Source organism: Nonomuraea sp. NPDC049378, from assembly GCF_055586745.1.
In genome coordinates, this window is the sequence record NZ_JBVJHP010000019.1 from 26,354 (window position 1) to 42,732 (window position 16,379).

The window sequence follows — 16,379 nt, forward strand, 5'->3', positions numbered from 1 at the left end:
ACGCCCCAACCCTCGTTTCCTAGCTCGGGAGTGTTCCGCCATCATGATCATCGCCAGTGATATCGAGCTGCGCGCGGGCGCGCGCCTGCTCATCGAGAAAGCCACGTTCCGGGTCAATCCCGGCGACAAGATCGGGCTCGTCGGCCGCAACGGCGCGGGCAAGACGACCCTGACCAAGGTGCTTGCGGGCGAGGGGTTGCCCGCGTCCGGCGCCGTCACCAGGTCCGGCAGCGTCGGCTACCTCCCTCAGGACCCGCGCACCGGTGACCTGCAGGTGCTGGCCCGCGACCGCATCCTGTCGGCGCGCGGGCTCGACGAGGTGCTCCGCAAGCTGCGCGAGGCCGAGCTCGGCATGTCCTCCGCCGACGACCGCACGCGCGAGCGGGCGGTGAAGCAGTACGGCCGCCTCGAGGACCAGATGCACGTGCTCGGCGGCTACGCGGCCGAGTCGGAGGCCGCCTCCATCGCCTCCAGTCTCGGCCTGCCCGACAGGGTGCTCACGCAGCCGCTGCAAACGCTTTCCGGCGGCCAGCGCCGGCGCGTGGAATTGGCGAGAATTCTTTTCAGCGGAGCGGAAACTCTCCTTCTCGACGAGCCGACAAACCACCTAGATGCCGACTCAATCGGGTGGCTTCGTGATTTTTTGCGATCCCATCAAGGCGGCTTGGTGATCATCAGCCACGACGTCGCCCTTCTTGAAGCCACGGTCAACAAGGTCCTGCACCTCGACGCCAACCGCTCGGTGATCGACCACTACAACGTGGGCTGGAAGGCCTACCTCGCGCAGCGCGAGACCGACGAGAAGCGCAGGAAGCGGGAGCGGGCCAACGCGGAGAAGCAGGCGGGCGCGCTGCTGGCGCAGGCCGACAAGATGCGCGCCAAGGCCACCAAGGCCAAGGCCGCCCAGGACATGATGCGGCGCGCGCACCGGCTGCTGGCGGGCACGGAGGAGGAGCGCCAGAGCGACAAGGTGGCCAAACTGCGCTTTCCCGAGCCCCAGCCGTGCGGGCGCACCCCGCTCACGGCGGAAGGGCTGTCGAAGTCGTACGGCTCGCTCGAGGTGTTCACCGACGTCGACGTGGCCATCGACCGCGGCCACAGGGTCGTCATCCTGGGCCTCAACGGCGCCGGCAAGACCACGCTGCTCCGCCTGCTCGGCGGCATGGAGAAGCCCGACACCGGCGAGGTCAGGCCCGGTCACGGCCTCAAGATCGGCTATTACGCCCAGGAGCACGAGACCCTCGACAACGATCGCACGCTCCTGGAGAACATGCGCTCGGCCGGTGGCCAGTTCACCGACACCGAGTTGCGCAAGGTGCTCGGCTCGTTCCTGTTCACGGGAGAGGACGCCGACAAGCCGGCCGGAGTGCTCTCCGGCGGCGAGAAGACCCGGCTCGCCCTGGCCATCCTGGTGCTTTCGAGCGCCAATGTGCTCCTTCTCGACGAGCCGACGAACAACCTCGACCCTGTCAGCCGCGAGCAGGTTCTCAATGCTCTACGGTCCTATTCAGGGGCAATCGTCCTAGTGACACATGACGAGGGTGCCGTTGACGCCCTGTCACCGGATAGGGTGATCTTGCTACCTGACGGAACTGAAGACGCATGGAGCGACGAATTTTCCGATCTTGTGGCACTTGCCTGATCTTAATTTGAGTGGGTACGGATCTTTTCCCGTGGAGTAGGTAGCCGATCCCGCTGAAATGACTGATCATGGCGGAGTAACGCTGCGGAAGTCCGGCACTACAGGAGGTACTCGTGGCCGAGACACTGAAGAAGGGCACCCGGGTCACCGGGGCCGACCGGGAAAAACTGGCCGGCGATCTCAAGAAGCGCTACGCGCAGGGCGAGAGCATCCGCGCCCTGGCCGCTTCTACCGGCCGGTCCTACGGGTTCATCCACCGCATCCTTAGCGAGTCCGGCGTGACTCTGCGCGGGCGCGGCGGGGCGACCCGGGGCAAGTCCAAGCGCTGACGGCCGCCTCGGAACGTGCGACCGCAGCCGCTCGTCCCTTGACAGCCGACGTCGCGCCCGGGCCAGAACGACATTCTGTAGGCTCGGGCGCGACGGTCAGCACTCCGCGGCGCACCCTGTGCGCGGCCGGGACACGAGGAGCGGGCGATGGCGGAAGCGCGGGCGCAACAGCGCGGGGGGTATGCGGAGGACGCCTCGGCCGGGAATCCGGCGGACGGCGGGCTCCGATTCGAGGTGGACGGTGAGATAGCGACGATCACGCTGGCCCGGCCGGAAAAGCGCAACGCCATGACGTTCGCGACATGGTCGGCACTGGCTCGCATCGGCGAGAACCTGCCCGAGCAGGTGCGCGTCGTCGTCGTGAAAGGTGAGGGACCGTCCTTCTCGGCAGGAATCGACCTGCGAATGTTCACACCAGAGGGGGTGCCCGGACAGGGCTCGTTCAGCTCGGCGGCCGCTGCTGACGCCGCCACCTTCGAGCAGCGCTTGCAGCAGGCTCAGGCGGGATACCTGTGGCTGCGCCGCCCGGAGATCGTTTCCATCGCCGCCGTGCGGGGGCACGCGATCGGCGCTGGATTCCAACTGGCGCTCGCCTGCGACCTGCGGATCGTCGCCGACGACGTCGCGTTCTGCATGAAGGAGGCCGCGCTGGGCCTCGTGCCCGACCTGACCGGCACCAAGCCCCTGGTCGAGCTGGTGGGCCTGGCCAAGGCGAAGGACCTGTGCCTGACGGCCAGGGTGGTGCACGCGGACGAGGCCGTGCGGATCGGCCTCGCGGAGAACGTGGTCGCAGGGAGCGACCTCGACCAGGCCGTACATGACAAGATCGCGGAGCTGCTCGCCGTCAACCGGGACGCGGCCGCCGCGACCAAGCGACTTCTCCAGGGGGCGCAGGGCCGTTCCCTGGAGGAGCAGTGCGCAGCCGAGGGGGCCGAGCAGGCCGCCCGGCTCAAAGCCCTCTTCGGCTGAGGCGGGTGCACAGGGGCAGGGGGCGGGGCGGATACTGGAAGGCCCCGGGATTTCGCGGTGAGCTGACTCGGGAATCCTCGTACGCCATGGCGGCGCTGTGCCGGGAGGAGGATCCCGAATGGCGATGATGGGCGGGGGCTTCGGCCCCGGTGTGATGGCGTCCCTGCGGCGCGACGACTCGGTGACCAGGCAGCGGCTGCGTCCCGGCATCGTGCGGCGCATCGCGCGCTACGCCAGGCCCTACACCAGGCAGATCGTGGCGTTCCTCGTGCTAGTCGTGCTGGGCGCGGTGATCGTGGTCGCCAACCCGCTGCTGATGAAGGCGATCATCGACGACGGCATCCTGCCCAAGCGGACCGGCGTCGTGGTCGGGCTGGCCGTGGCGATCGCCGTGCTGGCGGTGGTCGACGCCGGTCTGACGCTGGTGCAGCGGTGGTTCTCGGCGCGCATCGGCGAGGGCCTGATCTTCGACCTGCGCACCGAGGTGTTCGACCACGTGCAGCGCATGCCGGTGGCGTTCTTCATGCGGGCCCAGACCGGCGCGCTGGTCAGCAGGCTCAACACCGACGTGATCGGCGCCCAGCGGGCGCTGACGAGCACGCTGTCGTCCGTGGTCTCCAACGTGGTCAGCCTGGTCCTGGTGCTGGGCGCGATGCTGGCCCTGTCGTGGCAGGTCACCCTGGTCGCGCTGGTGCTGCTGCCGATCTTCATCGTCCCCGCCAAGTTCGTGGGCCGCCGCATGTCCGCGCTGACCCGGGAGCAGATGCAGCTCGACGCCGAGATGAGCTCGGTCACCACCGAGCGGTTCAACGTGGCGGGCGCGACGGTCGCCAAGCTCTACGGCCGGCCGGAGGACGACGCCGAGATGTTCGGCAGCCGGGCCGCCAGGGTCCGCGACGTGGGCGTGACCGTCGGCATGTACGGCACCGTGTTCAGGGTCGCCCTCGGGCTCGTGGCCGCGCTGGCCACCGCCCTCGTGTACGGCATCGGCGGCGTGCTGTCCGTCTCCGACGTCTTCGAGCTGGGCACGCTGGTGGCCCTGGCCGCCCTGCTGATGCGCCTGTACGGCCCGCTCACGTCGCTGTCCAACGTGCACGTGGACGTGATGACGGCCCTCGTGAGCTTCGACCGGGTCTTCGAGATCCTCGACCTCGAGCCCATGGTGGCGCAGCGCCCCGGCGCCGTTCCGGTGCCCGAGGGGCCGGTGACGATCGAGTTCGACGACGTTCGCTTCCGCTATCCCGCCGCCGAGGAGGTCTCGCTGGCCTCGCTGGAGTCGGTGGCCCGGCAGGACACCGGCCCGTCCCATCCGGTGCTGAAGGGCGTCTCGTTCCGGGCCGAGCCGGGGCAGCTGATCGCCCTCGTCGGCCACTCGGGCGCCGGCAAGACGACGATGACGTCGCTGGTCTCCCGCCTCTACGACGTCAACGAGGGCGCGGTCAGGATCAACGGGCTCGACGTGCGCGACGCCACGCTCGACTCCCTGCGCGACACCGTGGGGGTGGTCATGCAGGACGCTCATCTCTTCCATGACACGATCGCGGCCAACCTCCGCTATGCCAGGCCAGGCGCGGGCGACGAGGAGATCTGGGACGCTCTCAGGGCCGCGCAGATAGGTGACCTCGTGGAGGGCCTGCCCGACGGGCTGGAGACGGTCGTGGGCGATCGCGGCTACCGGCTGTCCGGCGGCGAGAAGCAGCGCCTCGCGCTGGCCAGGCTGCTGCTCAAGGCGCCGCGGGTGGTGGTGCTCGACGAGGCCACCGCCCACCTCGACTCCGAGTCGGAGGCGGCGGTGCAGGTGGCGCTGAAGACCGCGCTGGCAGGCCGCACGTCGCTGGTCATCGCGCACCGGCTGTCGACGATCAGGGAGGCCGACGAGATCCTCGTCGTCCACGACGGCCGCATCGCCGAACGCGGCCGGCACGACGAGCTGCTGGCGCGCGACGGGCTCTACGCCGAGCTCTACCGCACCCAGTTCACCTCTTCTTCAGGTAGCCCAGCCGCTTGAGCTCCTCGCGGGCGACCTTCTCCACCAGCTTGACGTCGTCGCGCCCGAGCCGGGAGGTGTGGGCGCCCGGCTTGGGGACGCCGGGGTCGTACAGGACGACCTTGGACACCCGCGTCTCCAGGAACTCCGCGAGCGTGGCCACCGTCTGCTGCGGCCTGAGCACGAGGTCCTCGTAGCGCAGCGTCAGCAGCTGCTCCTCGGGCAGTGTCCTGCGCAGCTCGGCGCTGACCCGTACGGCGCTGCGCCAGCGCAGCGCGCTCTTGCCCGCGTCCGGCATGTCGCGCCACCGGTCGAGGTGCTCGTCCTTGCTGACGCCGAAGAACGCGTTGGGGAACTCGGTCTGGCCTGTCAGCATCGCCGGCTTGAACCAGGCCAGGCACGCCGGATCGGCCAGCATGCCGGCCACGGCGTCCCTGCCGTCGCGGATGAGCTGCACGAACCGGGCGTCGGGGAAGGCCTGGAGCAGCACGGGAACGCTGTAGAGCAGGTCGGGGCTGCCGTCTCCGAACCGGGTGACGTCGCCGGTGCTCACGCAGGGGCCGGTGCCGGTGACACCGCCGGCCTCCCTGCACGGTTCGGCGCACTGGCCGCACGACCGGGGCAGCACCTGCCACGACTCGGCGAGGGCGTCACGCATGACGCGCACGGCGCCGGACGTGGCGGCGAGCGACGGTTTGCGGGCGAAGGCGTACACCACGTGCGCCACGCTCGCGCGGCCCATCGTCACGTGGAAGCCAGGGGATCGTTTCAGGGCGCGGGCGAGCAGATCCGTACCGGAATGCGGGGCTCCGAGCAGGAAGACCGGCCGGCGGACCTTGACGCCGTTGACCACGAGGATGTGGGGCGGAAGTCGCATACGACAGGTAAGTGTGGCACCGTTTGGCACGTGGAAAAGCCAGTGCCGCATCGGTGCTCACCGGAGCAGGCATGGAAGGAGTTGGTCGATGCAGCCGGGTGACACCGTCGCGATCGTCTCGCCGTCAGGCCCGCCCAACGCCGTGATGCTCAGGCGCGGCGTCGAGCGTCTGGAGAGCCTGGGGCTGAAGGTGGTGCTCGGCGCGCACGCGCTCGACCGCCAGGAGCTCGACTACCTCGCGGGCAGCGACGCGGCCAGGGCCGCCGACCTGCAGGCGGCCTGGTGCGACCCGGCCGTCTCCGCGGTGTTCTGCTGCAGGGGCGGCTACGGCGCCGCGCGGCTGCTCGACCGGCTCGACTGGAACGCCATGCGGGCGGCGGGCCGCAAGGTCCTCGTCGGGTCCAGCGACATCACGGCGCTGCACAACGCGTTCGCCGTCGAGCTGGGCGTGCCGACCTTGCACGGGCCGATGCCCGCCTCCCGGATCATGGCCGACGAGAAGCAGCCGGAGCCGCAGAGCTGGGAGAGCCTGCGGGCGGCGCTGTTCGGCGCGGACGGCCCCGCCCACGACTACCGGGTGCACGGTGACCGGGTGCTGGCGCCGGGGCGGGCCGAGGGCGTGCTGTCCGGCGGTAACCTGTCGCTGCTGGCCTCCATGTGCGGCACCCGGTGGCAGCCGTCGTTCCAGGGCAAGATCGCTTTTCTGGAGGACGTGACCGAGGAGCCCTACCGGATCGACCGCATGCTGACGCAGCTGTTGCAGGCGGGGGTGTTCGAGGGCGTGCGGGGCGTCGCGCTCGGCTCGTGGGTCGACTGCGGCGATCCCTATCCGGTGCTGCGCGACCGCCTGGCGCCGCTGGGGGTGCCGGTGGTGGCGGGGTTGCCGGTGGGTCACGGGTCGCCTCAGATGAGCGTGTGGCTGGGAGCGCTTGGTGTTATCGATACCGAATCGTGCTCCCTGGCTGGTCGGATCGGCGATGAGGAGCAGGCAAGGTAGGAGGGACGAAACCGACAGAAGGGACACGGCGCGTGAATTTGTTCGGGCGCGACCGCGAACCCTCACGCCGGCCGGTCGAGGACGTCGACCTCGATTCCCTGCTCGCGCTCGTCGCGGAGTCCCTCGGATACACCTTCGCGTTCGCCCGCGACGGAGGCTCCGTGAGGTTGACGAGCGCCACGGAAGCGGGCGAGCCGCTGGTCGTCCGGCTCACCGGGCTGCGGCGCGAGGCCGCGCGCAGAGCCAGGGAAGACTGGCCGATGCTGGTCTCCGAGCACCTCGCGCACGCCGTCGCCACCGCGGGTGACCGGCTCGACGTCTGCGACCTGGAGCAGGCCAAGCCGCTGATGCGCACCCGGGTGGAGTCCGTCGACGAGGTGAGCGACCTGACCCGCGTGGTGGGCCGCCACCTCAACGCCGACCTCGTGGAGCTGCTCACCATCGGCACGCGGGCCGTGCGCCCCGAGGAGGCGGGCTGCTGGCCCGTCCCGCCGGCGCGGGCCCTCGACCTGGCCGTGGCCAACGTGCGGCGCGAGGAGCGGCTGCTGGCCGAGAGGATCGAACTGTCGGGCACGCCGGTGACCCGCCTGACCGCGGCCACCCCCGCCGCGGCCACGCATCTGCGGTGGCTGGGCTCCTACCTGCCCGTGCCCGCCGACGGGGCGCTCGTGGTGCTGCCCGACCCGTACACCCTGCTCGTCCATCCGGTCGACGGGATCGGGGTGGTGCGGGCCATCGAGCGGCTGCGGGTGCACGCGGCCCGCACCGACGGGCTCAGCGCGCAGGTCTACTGGTGGCACCGGGGAGTGCTGACGCTCATCAAGGCCGACATCGTGCTGCAGAGCGGCCACGCCCGCCTCGTCGTGGCGCCGCCGCCGGAGTTCGCCGAGGTCCTGGCCCGCCTGGCCGTCTGACACCCCCTCCTGGCCCTCCGTCGCGATCGGAGCCGCCCGCCGTTCAGAGCCCGAACGCCGCCGACACCCGGTCGGTCAGGTCGTCCTCGGTCATCGTGCCGTCGACCTCGATGACGGGCAGCCCGAGCCCGAGCGCCTCCCCGGCGAGGCGCTCGGTGAACATCCGGTCGCGTTCGAGCAGGTTGCGCAGCGCCCTGTCCGGATCGCCCGTCCTCCCGGCGATCTGCCAGAGCGAGCCCCGGCTGCGGAAGGCCTCCCGGCGGAACCCGGGCGACGGAATCAGCCAGACGGCCCGGTCCGGCCTGGCCAGCAGGGGCTTCACCAGGTGCGGCAGCAGCCGGAAGCCCTCGGCGACCACGGGAGGTCCGGCGAGAAGCCGCAGGAGGTCCTCGACGATCAGGCCGAAGCCCTCGCCCCGGAACCAGTGGAACGTCTCCAGCATGGTCTCGGGAGACCGGTTCACCCACCGCTCGTCCATGTCCATGGCCATGAACGCGTGCAGGTGCGGGCACGCGCCGGGCGTGCTCCTGGCGGCGTGATCCGGCATCACGTCGTCGGTGGCATACAGGCGCAGGCCGTGCCGGTCCGCGAGGCGGCGGGCGACGGTCGACTTGCCCGCGCCGCTTCCGCCGCCGATCCAGTAGACGTGCCGGAGCCGGGCACGCAGGTCCGCCGCGCGGGCTTCGCCCGGCCGGTCAGGCCGCATGCTTCCCCCTACGGGCGCTATGGACGGCTCACGTAGTCGCGCAGATGCAGCGCGGTGAGCGAGGATCCGGTGGCGACCAGCTCGTCAGGGGTGCCGGAGAACACGACCTGGCCGCCGTCGTGACCGGCTCCCGGGCCCAGGTCGACGATCCAGTCGGCGTGGGCCATGACGGCCTGGTGGTGCTCGATCACGATGACCGTGTTGCCGTCGTCCACCAGACGGTCGAGCAGGGCGAGAAGCTGGTCGACGTCCGCCAGGTGCAGCCCCGTGGTGGGCTCGTCCAGCACGTACGTGGTGCCGTTCTTCGCCATGTTGATGGCCAGCTTGAGCCGCTGCCGCTCGCCGCCCGACAGCGTGGTCAGCGGCTGCCCGAGCCCGATGTAGCCGAGGCCGACCGAGGCCAGCCGGTCGAGGATCGTGCGGGCCTGGCCGGTGGTGAAGAAGTCGCGGGCCTCGGCCACCGGCATGGCGAGCACCTCGCTGATGTTCTTGCCCCGCAGCGTGTACGTCAGCACCTCCGGCGTGAACCGCTTGCCCTCGCACTCCTCGCACACCGACGCCACCTCGGCCATCATCGCGAGGTCGGTGTAGATGAGCCCGATGCCCTTGCACTTCGGGCAGGCCCCCGCCGAATTGGCGCTGAACAGGCCCGGCTTGACGCCGTTGGCCTTGGCGAAGGCCGCGCGGATCGGGTCGAGCACCCCGGTGTAGGTGGCCGGGTTGCTCCTGCGCGAGCCGCGGATCGGCGACTGGTCGGCCACCACGACGCCGTCGCGGCCCGCGACGTAGCCGTGGATCAGCGAGCTCTTGCCCGACCCCGCCACGCCGGTGACCACGGTCAGCACGCCCAGCGGGATGTCGACGCTCACGCCGCGCAGGTTGTGCAGGGTGGCGTTCCTGACCGGCAGCTGCCCCGACGGGCTGCGGACCTCCTCGCGCAGGCGTACCCGGTGGTCGAGGTAGCGGCCGGTCAGCGTGCCGGAGGCGCGCAGCCCGTCGAGGTCGCCGTCGTAACAGAGCTGACCGCCGGCCGCGCCGGCGCCGGGGCCGAGGTCGACGACGTGGTCGGCGATGGCGATGGTCTCCGGCTTGTGCTCGACGACGAGCACCGTGTTGCCCTTGTCGCGCAGCTGGAGCAGCAGGGTGTTCATCCGCTGGATGTCGTGCGGGTGCAGGCCGGCCGTCGGCTCGTCGAAGACGTAGGTGACGTCGGTCAGGCTGGAGTTGAGGTGGCGCACCATCTTGACCCGCTGCGCCTCGCCGCCGGACAGCGTGGACGACTCGCGGTCGAGGCTGAGATAGCCGAGACCGATCTCGACCAGCGAGTCGAGGGTGGAGAGCAGGCCGTCCAGCACCGGGCCGACGGCCTGGCTGCCGATGCCGCGGACGAAGGCGGCCAGGTCGTTGACCTGCATGGCCGAGCAGTCGGCGATGTTCCTGCCGTCGATCCGGCAGGCGAGCGCGGCCTCGTTGAGCCGGGAGCCCGCGCAGGACGGGCAGCGGGTCAGCTTGACCGCCCGGTCGGCGAACGCCCGCGCCGACGGCTGCATCGACTCGCGGTCCTTGGCGAGGTAGGCGCGCCTGACCCGGGTGACGAGCCCTTCGTAGGTGAAGTTGTTGGAGCCGTACTTGAGCTTGGTGGGCGGCTTGTGGAGGAGGTCGTCCCACTGCTCGGGGGTGAAGTCCTTGAGCTTGACGGCGGGGTCGAACAGGCCTGACCCGGCCACGACCTGCCACGGCCAGCTGTCGACCGGGTAGCCGGGGATCTTGATGGCGCCGTCGTTCAGCGACAGCTCCCTGTCGACCAGCTCGTCCACGTCGATGTCGGACGCCTTGCCCAGCCCTTCGCACTCGGGGCACATGCCCTCGGCCATGTTGAAGCTGAACGCGCCGGCCGAGCCGGCGTGCGGCTCACCGAGCCGGCTGAAGAGGATGCGCAGCATGGTGTGCGCATCGGTCGCCGTGCCCACGGTCGAGCGGGCGTTGGCGCCCATGCGCTCCTGGTCGACGATGATCGCCGCGCTCAGGTTGTGCAGCGCGTCGACGTCGGGGCGGGCCAGGCTCGGCATGAAGGCCTGGATGAACGCGGTGTACGTCTCGTCGATCATCCGGCGGGACTCGGCGGCGATCGTGTCGAAGACGAGCGAGGACTTGCCGGAGCCGGACACTCCGGTGAAGACGGTGAGACGTCGCTTGGGGATGTCGAGGGAGACGCCCTTGAGGTTGTTCTCCCTGGCGCCACGGACCTGGATGCGGTCGTGGCTGTCAGCGGCGGTGTGATCGTGAGGCTGGACGGCGCTTGCCTGCTGGCTGGAGAGCACGGAACCCTTCCGTCGTCGGCCGACTGTTTATGCCGTAAGGCGATAGCTGGGACAGCTTACAACGGCGGCCGGCCGCTCGCGCCCGCCGTAGGAGGCGGGCGCTCGCGGGTCAGGCGGACAGCGGGTTGACGTGCCGGTGGTGGAGCCCGATGACCGGGATCTCGTGCAGGCTTCCCGAGTACAGGAACTGCGTCATGCCGATCAGCAGCCGCCGCACGTCCTCCTGCGGCCGCACGACCAGGCGCAGGAACTGGCTGGTGGTGCCGAGCTTGTTGCCGCACTCCCTGACGTACACGCCGTGCTCGGTGAGCAGGTGGTCGCGCAGCGGCACCCCGTCGTGGCCCGGCGGCAGCTTCACCAGCAGGAAGTTGCCCTGCGACGCGAACACCGACAGCCCCGGCATCGTGCTGAGCTGCTGGAACATCGCCCGCCTGTCGTTGCCGAGCCGCCTGAGGCTGTCCTGGTACTCCGGCCAGAACTGCCGCATCATGAACACCACGACCTCGGCGAACGAGTTGAGGTTCCACTTGGGCAGCGCGTCGCGCACCCGCCCGGCCAGCGCCGGATTGGCGACCATGTAGCCGAAGCGGATGCCGTGCAGGCCGAAGTTCTTGCCCAGGCTGCGCAGCACGATCACGTTCGGCCGGACCGCGGCCTCGGCGGCCACCCCCGGGTACGGCTCGGCGTCCACGAACTCGCCGAACGACTCGTCCACGATCACCAGGTCCAGGTCGATCAGCTCGTCGAGGAGCCGCAGCACCTCGTGTTTGGGCAGGTAGCCGCCGTCGGGATTGTTGGGGTTGCAGATCACCGCCACCCGGGAGCCGCGCGTACGGATGAACGAGACGTAGTCGCTCACGTCGAGCGCGAAGTTGCGGCTCTCCAGCAGCGGATACATGTCCACCCGCTTGCCCGTCTCCAGCGGCTGGTCCGTCCAGCGGCCGAACGTGGGGATCGGCACGGCCAGGCTCTCGCGCACCAGGAGATGGTCGATCCAGGTGATCAGCTCCGTCGACCCGTTGCCCATGGCGACCGTCTTGGGGTGGAGGCCGAGGGTGGAGCAGAGCTCCTCGGCGATGGTGTTCGCGTCACTCGGATAGAACGTGAGAATCGTCTCCAGGTTCCTCCCGAGATGCTCGAAGATCTCGGGCGTCGGGAAATACGGGTTGCACGGGATGCAGAAGTCCACCGGCGCGCGCTCCCCGGCCGAGCCGCGCATGAGGGAGAAGTACGACGGGCTGTGCGCCTGTGCCCGCAAGAGGCTGAGCTCCACGACACCTCCATGGAACACGTGTCCGATGTGTGGAGGTACGCGCCGATCGCCGGGCCGGTTCACCCGCCGGCGGGCGCCGTTCCCCGCGCCCCTGTCCGGGCCGTCCTGCGCAGGGTGAGGATGGCGACGTCGTCGCGCGGCGTCCCGCCGGTGAACTCCCGCAGGTCCGCGCCCACCGCCTGCGCGAGCCTGGCGGGCGGGTCGGCGGCCCACGCGCGCAGGCGCCGCCCGAGCGGGTAGAACGTGCCGCCGGAGTCGCGCGCCTCGGTGACGCCGTCCGTGCACAGCAGCAGCGTCGCACCCGGCGGGAACGCGAAGCGCGCCACCGCCCGCGGCTCGGCCGCCAGCGCGGCCAGGCCCAGGGGCACGGCGGGGTCGCCGAGAGGCACCTGGCCGGCGTCGCCGTCGCGGATGACGTACGGGGCCAGGTGCCCGCAGTTGATGGCCTCGACCTCCGTGTCGCGGCCGATGTCGAGCACCAGCGCGGTGACGAACCGCTCGCGTTCCCCGGTCTGGGTGGCGAACGTGTTCTGCCTGACCACGGACTTCTCCAGCGCGTCCACGACGCCGGCGAGCGTGGCCTCGCGGTAGGCGGCCTCCCTGAACGAGCCGAGCACGACCAGCGCCGTCCCGATCGCCGGCAGGCCCTTGCCCTGCACGTCGGCGATCAGCACCCGCATGCCGTCACGGGTCGCGGCCACTTCGTACATGTCGCCGCCGACCAGCGTGTCCTCCGTCGCCGGCTGGTAGAGGCCGTCGACCTCCACGTCGGCGGTGCGCAGCGGCAGCGGGCGCACGATCAGGCGTTGCAGGGCGGAGGCGGACGAACGCAGCCGGTCGACCTCCTCCTCGCGCCGCACCCGATAACGGCACCCGACCACGCTCAGCACCCCGAACAGCGCCGTGAACCCGGCCGCGATCAGGTTGTCGTCCAGCTCCGCGCCCAGGAAGTAGGTGGTGCCCGCCACCACCAGCAGCACCCACGCCGAGGCGGCGGCCGTCTGGCGCACCGTGCCGAGACCCGAGACGATCGCCGGCAGGAAGATCAGCAACGGGAACAGCCGGACCGCCGTGCCGGTGACGAGGTCCAGCCCGATGACCACGGCCGTGACGAGCAGCACGCCCGCCGCGAACGCCGGCGTCGGGATCCTGGGCCGGCCCGGCCGCCGCCGTTCACGCGCCACGACCGTCCCTCATGGGCCTGCGACGTCGTGCGTCCCGGGGCGGGAACGCGGAACGGCGTCGTGCATCGCGGGGAGGGAACAAGGAACGGCCAGGCACTGTCGTCTCCCGAGGTCGTCGATGGCGATCGGTAGCATACCGTGCATCTAACGTTACCGTCTGATATCGCCGCCGGTCGGGGTGCGAGCGTGAGCGGACCGGACCCGGCAGGTGGAACAGCGGTCCCGCCGGAAGCCAGGGCGGGCGGGCCGGCCTCACCCGCCGGTGCGGCCGGCCGCACCGGCGAGCGAGGCACGGTGCGGGGTCGGGCACCATGGATGGTGTGACGACGACGACCGCGGAGCTCGCGGAGCTGGCCGGGCTGGTCGCCCGGGGCGGGGTGGCGGTGCTCAGCGGCGCCGGCCTGTCCACGGAGTCGGGCATCCCCGACTACCGGGGGCCGACGGGCCGCTCGCGCCGCGCCGAGCCGATGACGTACCAGAAGTTCGTCGGCAGCGCGGAGGCGCGGCGGCGCTACTGGGCGCGCAGCCACGTCGGCTGGCGGCAGATCGGCGACGCGCGGCCCAACGCCGGGCACCGGGCCGTGGCCGAGCTGGAGCGGCGCGGACTGCTCGCCGGCATCGTCACCCAGAACGTCGACGGGCTGCACCAGGCGGCGGGCGCGCTGCGGGTGATCGAGTTGCACGGCGGGCTCGACCGGGTCGCCTGCCTGTCGTGCCGGGAGCGCACCTCCCGGGCCGAGCTGGAACGCCGGCTGCGCGAGGCCAACACCGGGTGGGCCGCCTCGGGCGCGATCAACCCCGACGGCGACGCCGTGCTCACCGACGCGCAGGTGGCCGGGTTCCAGGTCGTCGACTGCGCGGGGTGCGGCGGGCTGCTCAAGCCCGACGTCGTGTTCTTCGGCGAGAACGTGCCCAGGCCCCGCGTCGACGAATGCTTCGCCACGGTGGCGGGGGCGCGGGCGCTGCTCGTGCTCGGCTCCTCGCTCAAGGTCAGGTCGGGGCTGCGGTTCGTCACCAGGGCCGCCGAGCTCGGCATCCCGATCGCCATCGTCAACCAGGGCCCGACCGGCGGCGACGCCGACGCGACCCTCACCGTGGACGCCCCGCTGGGCCCCACGCTGTCCGGCCTCACCGCACGACTCGGTGAGATCACTCGGGCGGGGTAGCGGCGGGGCGGCTCGGCGAGGGCACGCGGGCGGCACAATGGAGCGCATGGCACCTCGTTCCTGCCCCTGCGGCCTGCCCACCCCCTACCAGGACTGCTGCGGCAGGTTCCACCGGGGCGAGGCGGCCGCCGCCACCGCCGAGCAGCTCATGCGGTCGAGGTTCAGCGCGTTCGCGACGGGCGACGAGGCCTACCTGCTGCGCACCTGGCATCCCTCCACCCGCCCGGCCCGCCTCGGGCTCGACAGGAAGATGCGCTGGGTGCGGCTGGAGGTGCTGGAGAGCACCGGAGGCAGCGTCGTGCACACCGAGGGCACCGTACGCTTCCGCGCCCACTACGTCGAGCGCGGGCGGGCGGGGGAGCAGGAGGAGCACAGCAGATTCGTCCGCCTGGACGGACACTGGGTCTACGCGGGCGCTTCGTGAACCGTCACGAACGATTCAATGGATTCCTGAAGTGATCGAAGAAATGCGAACGTCACCGGAGAACGTCGAGTCGTGTGGTCCATGGGCGAGAGCCGGGCGGGGCGCGCCAAGCCTTGACGGAAGGCGGTCAGAGGCCGGGGTGGTTGCCGCTGGGTGTCCTTTTCTGCGGGAAAAGCGGCCTTTGAGTGTGGGGGTGGGCTGCGCTCGCGCCGGTAGAGTCGCGAGAGGCGATCTCGTCCTGGGCTCGGGTGCCCGGGCACGCCTCACGCCCGTCGACGCGAAGGATGCTCCCCGTATGACCGGACTCGCCGTCAGAGTCACCGCCGGCGTCGTGCTGCGCGATGCCGATGGTCGCATCCTGCTCATGCGGCGCGCGGAGGACGCCACGTGGGGCATCCCGGGCGGCGGTCTGGAGCCGGGTGAGTCGTGGAGCGAGGCCGCGCTCCGCGAGTGCAGGGAGGAGACCGGGTGGGAGGCGCGCATCGACGGCCTGCTCGGCATCTACAGCGACCCGGCCACGCAGGTCCACCGCTATCCCGGCGGTTCGCTGCGGCACTTCGTCGGAGCCGTCTTCCTGGGCACGGCCCTGGCCCGGACGGGAAACGGTGACGGGGAAGCCGCCGAGCTGCGCTGGTGCGCCCCCGGCGCCCTGCCCGAGCCGCTGTTCGCCCCTGACGTGCCGGTGCTCCGGGACGCGCTGGCCGCCGGCCTGCGCCTTCCCGTGATCGGGTGAGCCGTCAGGGTTTGCGGGCCACCGCTCCGACGAAGGTGTGGTACGTGATGCCGGGCTCCGCCTGGTCGCCGGGTTCCGGCCGCCATTCCGGCACGGGCACGAGGCCGGGTTCCAGGAGGTCCAGCCCGTCGAAGAAGGCGAGGATCTCCTCCCGGGTGCGCCACCGCCCGGAGCCCAGGCGCTCGTGGAAGAGCCGCTCCGCGGTGTACGCCTGCCTGGACACCTCAGGGCGCGCCTGGCCGGGGTTGCAGAAGTGGGAGACGGCCAGGTGGCTGCCGGGCGCCAGGCGGGAGACGATCCTCGAGACGATCCCCGCCGGGCTCGCCGCGTCCGGCAGGTGGTGGAGGATCGCGAACATCAGCAGCCCCACGGGCTCGCCGAAGTCGATGAGCTTGCCGACCTCGGGGTGGCCGAGGATCTCCTCGGGCTCGCGGAGGTCGGCCTCGACGACCGTGGTGGTGTCGTCCACGGCGAGCAGCGCGCGGCCGTGCACCAGGACGATCGGGTCGTGGTCGACGTACACCACGCGCGTGCCGGGGGCGCAGGCCTGGGCGATCTCGTGCACGTTGCCCTGGGCCGGCAGGCCGGAGCCGAGGTCCAGGAACTGGCGGATGCCGGCTTCGGCGGCCAGACAGCGGACCACGCGCTTGAGGAACTCCCTGTTGGCCCGCGCCGCCTCGGGCGCGTCGGGGGCGACCTCGAGGGCCAGCCGGGCGAGCTCGCGGTCGGACGCGTAGTTGTCCTTGCCGCCGAGCATGACGTCGTAGACGCGGGAGACGCTGGGTCTCGTGGTGTCCACCTTTCGCGGCGGGCGCTCCGGCTCGCTTTCGGCCAATCGTCGGCTCCTTCGGGAACGT

At 71.1% G+C, this 16,379-nt stretch carries 15 protein-coding genes; 9 read left to right on the plus strand and 6 right to left on the minus strand.

Going from position 1 to position 16,379, the window contains the following annotated elements; all coding sequences use genetic code 11:
* Nucleotides 1–43: 43 nt before the first annotated feature.
* From ACZ6SA_RS35265 to ACZ6SA_RS35280, 4 genes are all read left to right on the plus strand, one after another.
* Nucleotides 44–1,642, plus strand: a complete 1,599-nt coding sequence (locus ACZ6SA_RS35265) for an ABC-F family ATP-binding cassette domain-containing protein (RefSeq protein ID WP_465833294.1) — start codon at nucleotides 44–46, stop codon at nucleotides 1,640–1,642.
* A gap of 113 nt (nucleotides 1,643–1,755) precedes the next feature.
* Nucleotides 1,756–1,971: a helix-turn-helix domain-containing protein gene (locus tag ACZ6SA_RS35270; protein WP_125642298.1), complete on the plus strand. Its 216-nt coding sequence runs from the start codon at nucleotides 1,756–1,758 to the stop codon at nucleotides 1,969–1,971.
* 147 nt (nucleotides 1,972–2,118) lie between these two features.
* Nucleotides 2,119–2,940, plus strand: coding sequence for an enoyl-CoA hydratase/isomerase family protein (locus ACZ6SA_RS35275; protein ID WP_347644699.1), 822 nt, complete (start codon nucleotides 2,119–2,121; stop codon nucleotides 2,938–2,940).
* Between the two features lie 118 nt (nucleotides 2,941–3,058).
* Nucleotides 3,059–4,948: an ABC transporter ATP-binding protein gene (locus ACZ6SA_RS35280; RefSeq protein WP_347644698.1), complete on the plus strand. Its 1,890-nt coding sequence runs from the start codon at nucleotides 3,059–3,061 to the stop codon at nucleotides 4,946–4,948.
* Here the strand turns inward: ACZ6SA_RS35280 and ACZ6SA_RS35285 are convergent.
* Nucleotides 4,917–5,804: a sulfotransferase family protein gene (locus ACZ6SA_RS35285; RefSeq protein WP_347644697.1), complete on the minus strand. Its 888-nt coding sequence runs from the start codon at nucleotides 5,802–5,804 to the stop codon at nucleotides 4,917–4,919. The two genes, ACZ6SA_RS35280 and ACZ6SA_RS35285, sit on opposite strands and share 32 nt — an antisense overlap.
* Before the next feature lie 88 nt (nucleotides 5,805–5,892).
* Here ACZ6SA_RS35285 and ACZ6SA_RS35290 point away from each other — a divergent pair, with 88 nt between their 5' ends.
* Together ACZ6SA_RS35290 and ACZ6SA_RS35295 are read left to right on the plus strand one after the other, a co-directional pair.
* The gene (locus ACZ6SA_RS35290) at nucleotides 5,893–6,801 is read left to right on the plus strand and encodes a S66 peptidase family protein (RefSeq protein ID WP_443153202.1); all 909 of its coding nucleotides are present in this window, start codon (nucleotides 5,893–5,895) and stop codon (nucleotides 6,799–6,801) included.
* Between the two features lie 32 nt (nucleotides 6,802–6,833).
* The gene (locus ACZ6SA_RS35295; RefSeq protein WP_347644695.1) at nucleotides 6,834–7,715 is read left to right on the plus strand and encodes a hypothetical protein; all 882 of its coding nucleotides are present in this window, start codon (nucleotides 6,834–6,836) and stop codon (nucleotides 7,713–7,715) included.
* A 43-nt stretch (nucleotides 7,716–7,758) separates the two neighbouring features.
* Here the strand turns inward: ACZ6SA_RS35295 and ACZ6SA_RS35300 are convergent, their stop codons facing one another.
* The 4 genes from ACZ6SA_RS35300 to ACZ6SA_RS35315 all read right to left on the minus strand — a co-directional run bounded on the left by ACZ6SA_RS35300 (nucleotide 7,759) and on the right by ACZ6SA_RS35315 (nucleotide 13,199).
* Nucleotides 7,759–8,421, minus strand: a complete 663-nt coding sequence (locus ACZ6SA_RS35300; RefSeq protein WP_347644694.1) for a hypothetical protein — start codon at nucleotides 8,419–8,421, stop codon at nucleotides 7,759–7,761.
* 17 nt (nucleotides 8,422–8,438) lie between these two features.
* Nucleotides 8,439–10,742, minus strand: a complete 2,304-nt coding sequence (locus tag ACZ6SA_RS35305) for an ATP-binding cassette domain-containing protein (protein ID WP_443153204.1) — start codon at nucleotides 10,740–10,742, stop codon at nucleotides 8,439–8,441.
* Nucleotides 10,743–10,851: 109 nt separating this feature from the next.
* Nucleotides 10,852–12,015 (minus strand): pyridoxal phosphate-dependent aminotransferase, encoded by a 1,164-nt coding sequence (locus ACZ6SA_RS35310; protein ID WP_465833103.1) that lies wholly within the window; start codon nucleotides 12,013–12,015, stop codon nucleotides 10,852–10,854.
* Between the two features lie 59 nt (nucleotides 12,016–12,074).
* Nucleotides 12,075–13,199 (minus strand): PP2C family protein-serine/threonine phosphatase, encoded by a 1,125-nt coding sequence (locus ACZ6SA_RS35315; protein WP_465833105.1) that lies wholly within the window; start codon nucleotides 13,197–13,199, stop codon nucleotides 12,075–12,077.
* Nucleotides 13,200–13,510: 311 nt separating this feature from the next.
* On the opposite strand from ACZ6SA_RS35315, the gene ACZ6SA_RS35320 reads away from it, so the two are divergent.
* From ACZ6SA_RS35320 to ACZ6SA_RS35330, 3 genes are all read left to right on the plus strand, one after another.
* Entirely contained in the window at nucleotides 13,511–14,365 is an 855-nt protein-coding gene (locus ACZ6SA_RS35320; RefSeq protein ID WP_465833107.1) for an NAD-dependent protein deacetylase, read from the plus strand.
* A gap of 46 nt (nucleotides 14,366–14,411) precedes the next feature.
* The gene (locus tag ACZ6SA_RS35325; protein WP_347644690.1) at nucleotides 14,412–14,789 is read left to right on the plus strand and encodes a YchJ family protein; all 378 of its coding nucleotides are present in this window, start codon (nucleotides 14,412–14,414) and stop codon (nucleotides 14,787–14,789) included.
* A 295-nt stretch (nucleotides 14,790–15,084) separates the two neighbouring features.
* On the plus strand, nucleotides 15,085–15,522 hold the full coding sequence (locus ACZ6SA_RS35330) for an NUDIX hydrolase (RefSeq protein ID WP_347644689.1): 438 nt from the start codon (nucleotides 15,085–15,087) through the stop codon (nucleotides 15,520–15,522).
* 4 nt (nucleotides 15,523–15,526) lie between these two features.
* On the opposite strand, the gene ACZ6SA_RS35335 is transcribed toward ACZ6SA_RS35330, so the two are convergent.
* Nucleotides 15,527–16,357 carry an SAM-dependent methyltransferase gene (locus tag ACZ6SA_RS35335; protein ID WP_465833110.1) on the minus strand — a complete coding sequence of 277 codons (831 nt, stop codon included), beginning with the start codon at nucleotides 16,355–16,357 and terminating at the stop codon, nucleotides 15,527–15,529.
* Nucleotides 16,358–16,379 lie beyond the last annotated feature (22 nt).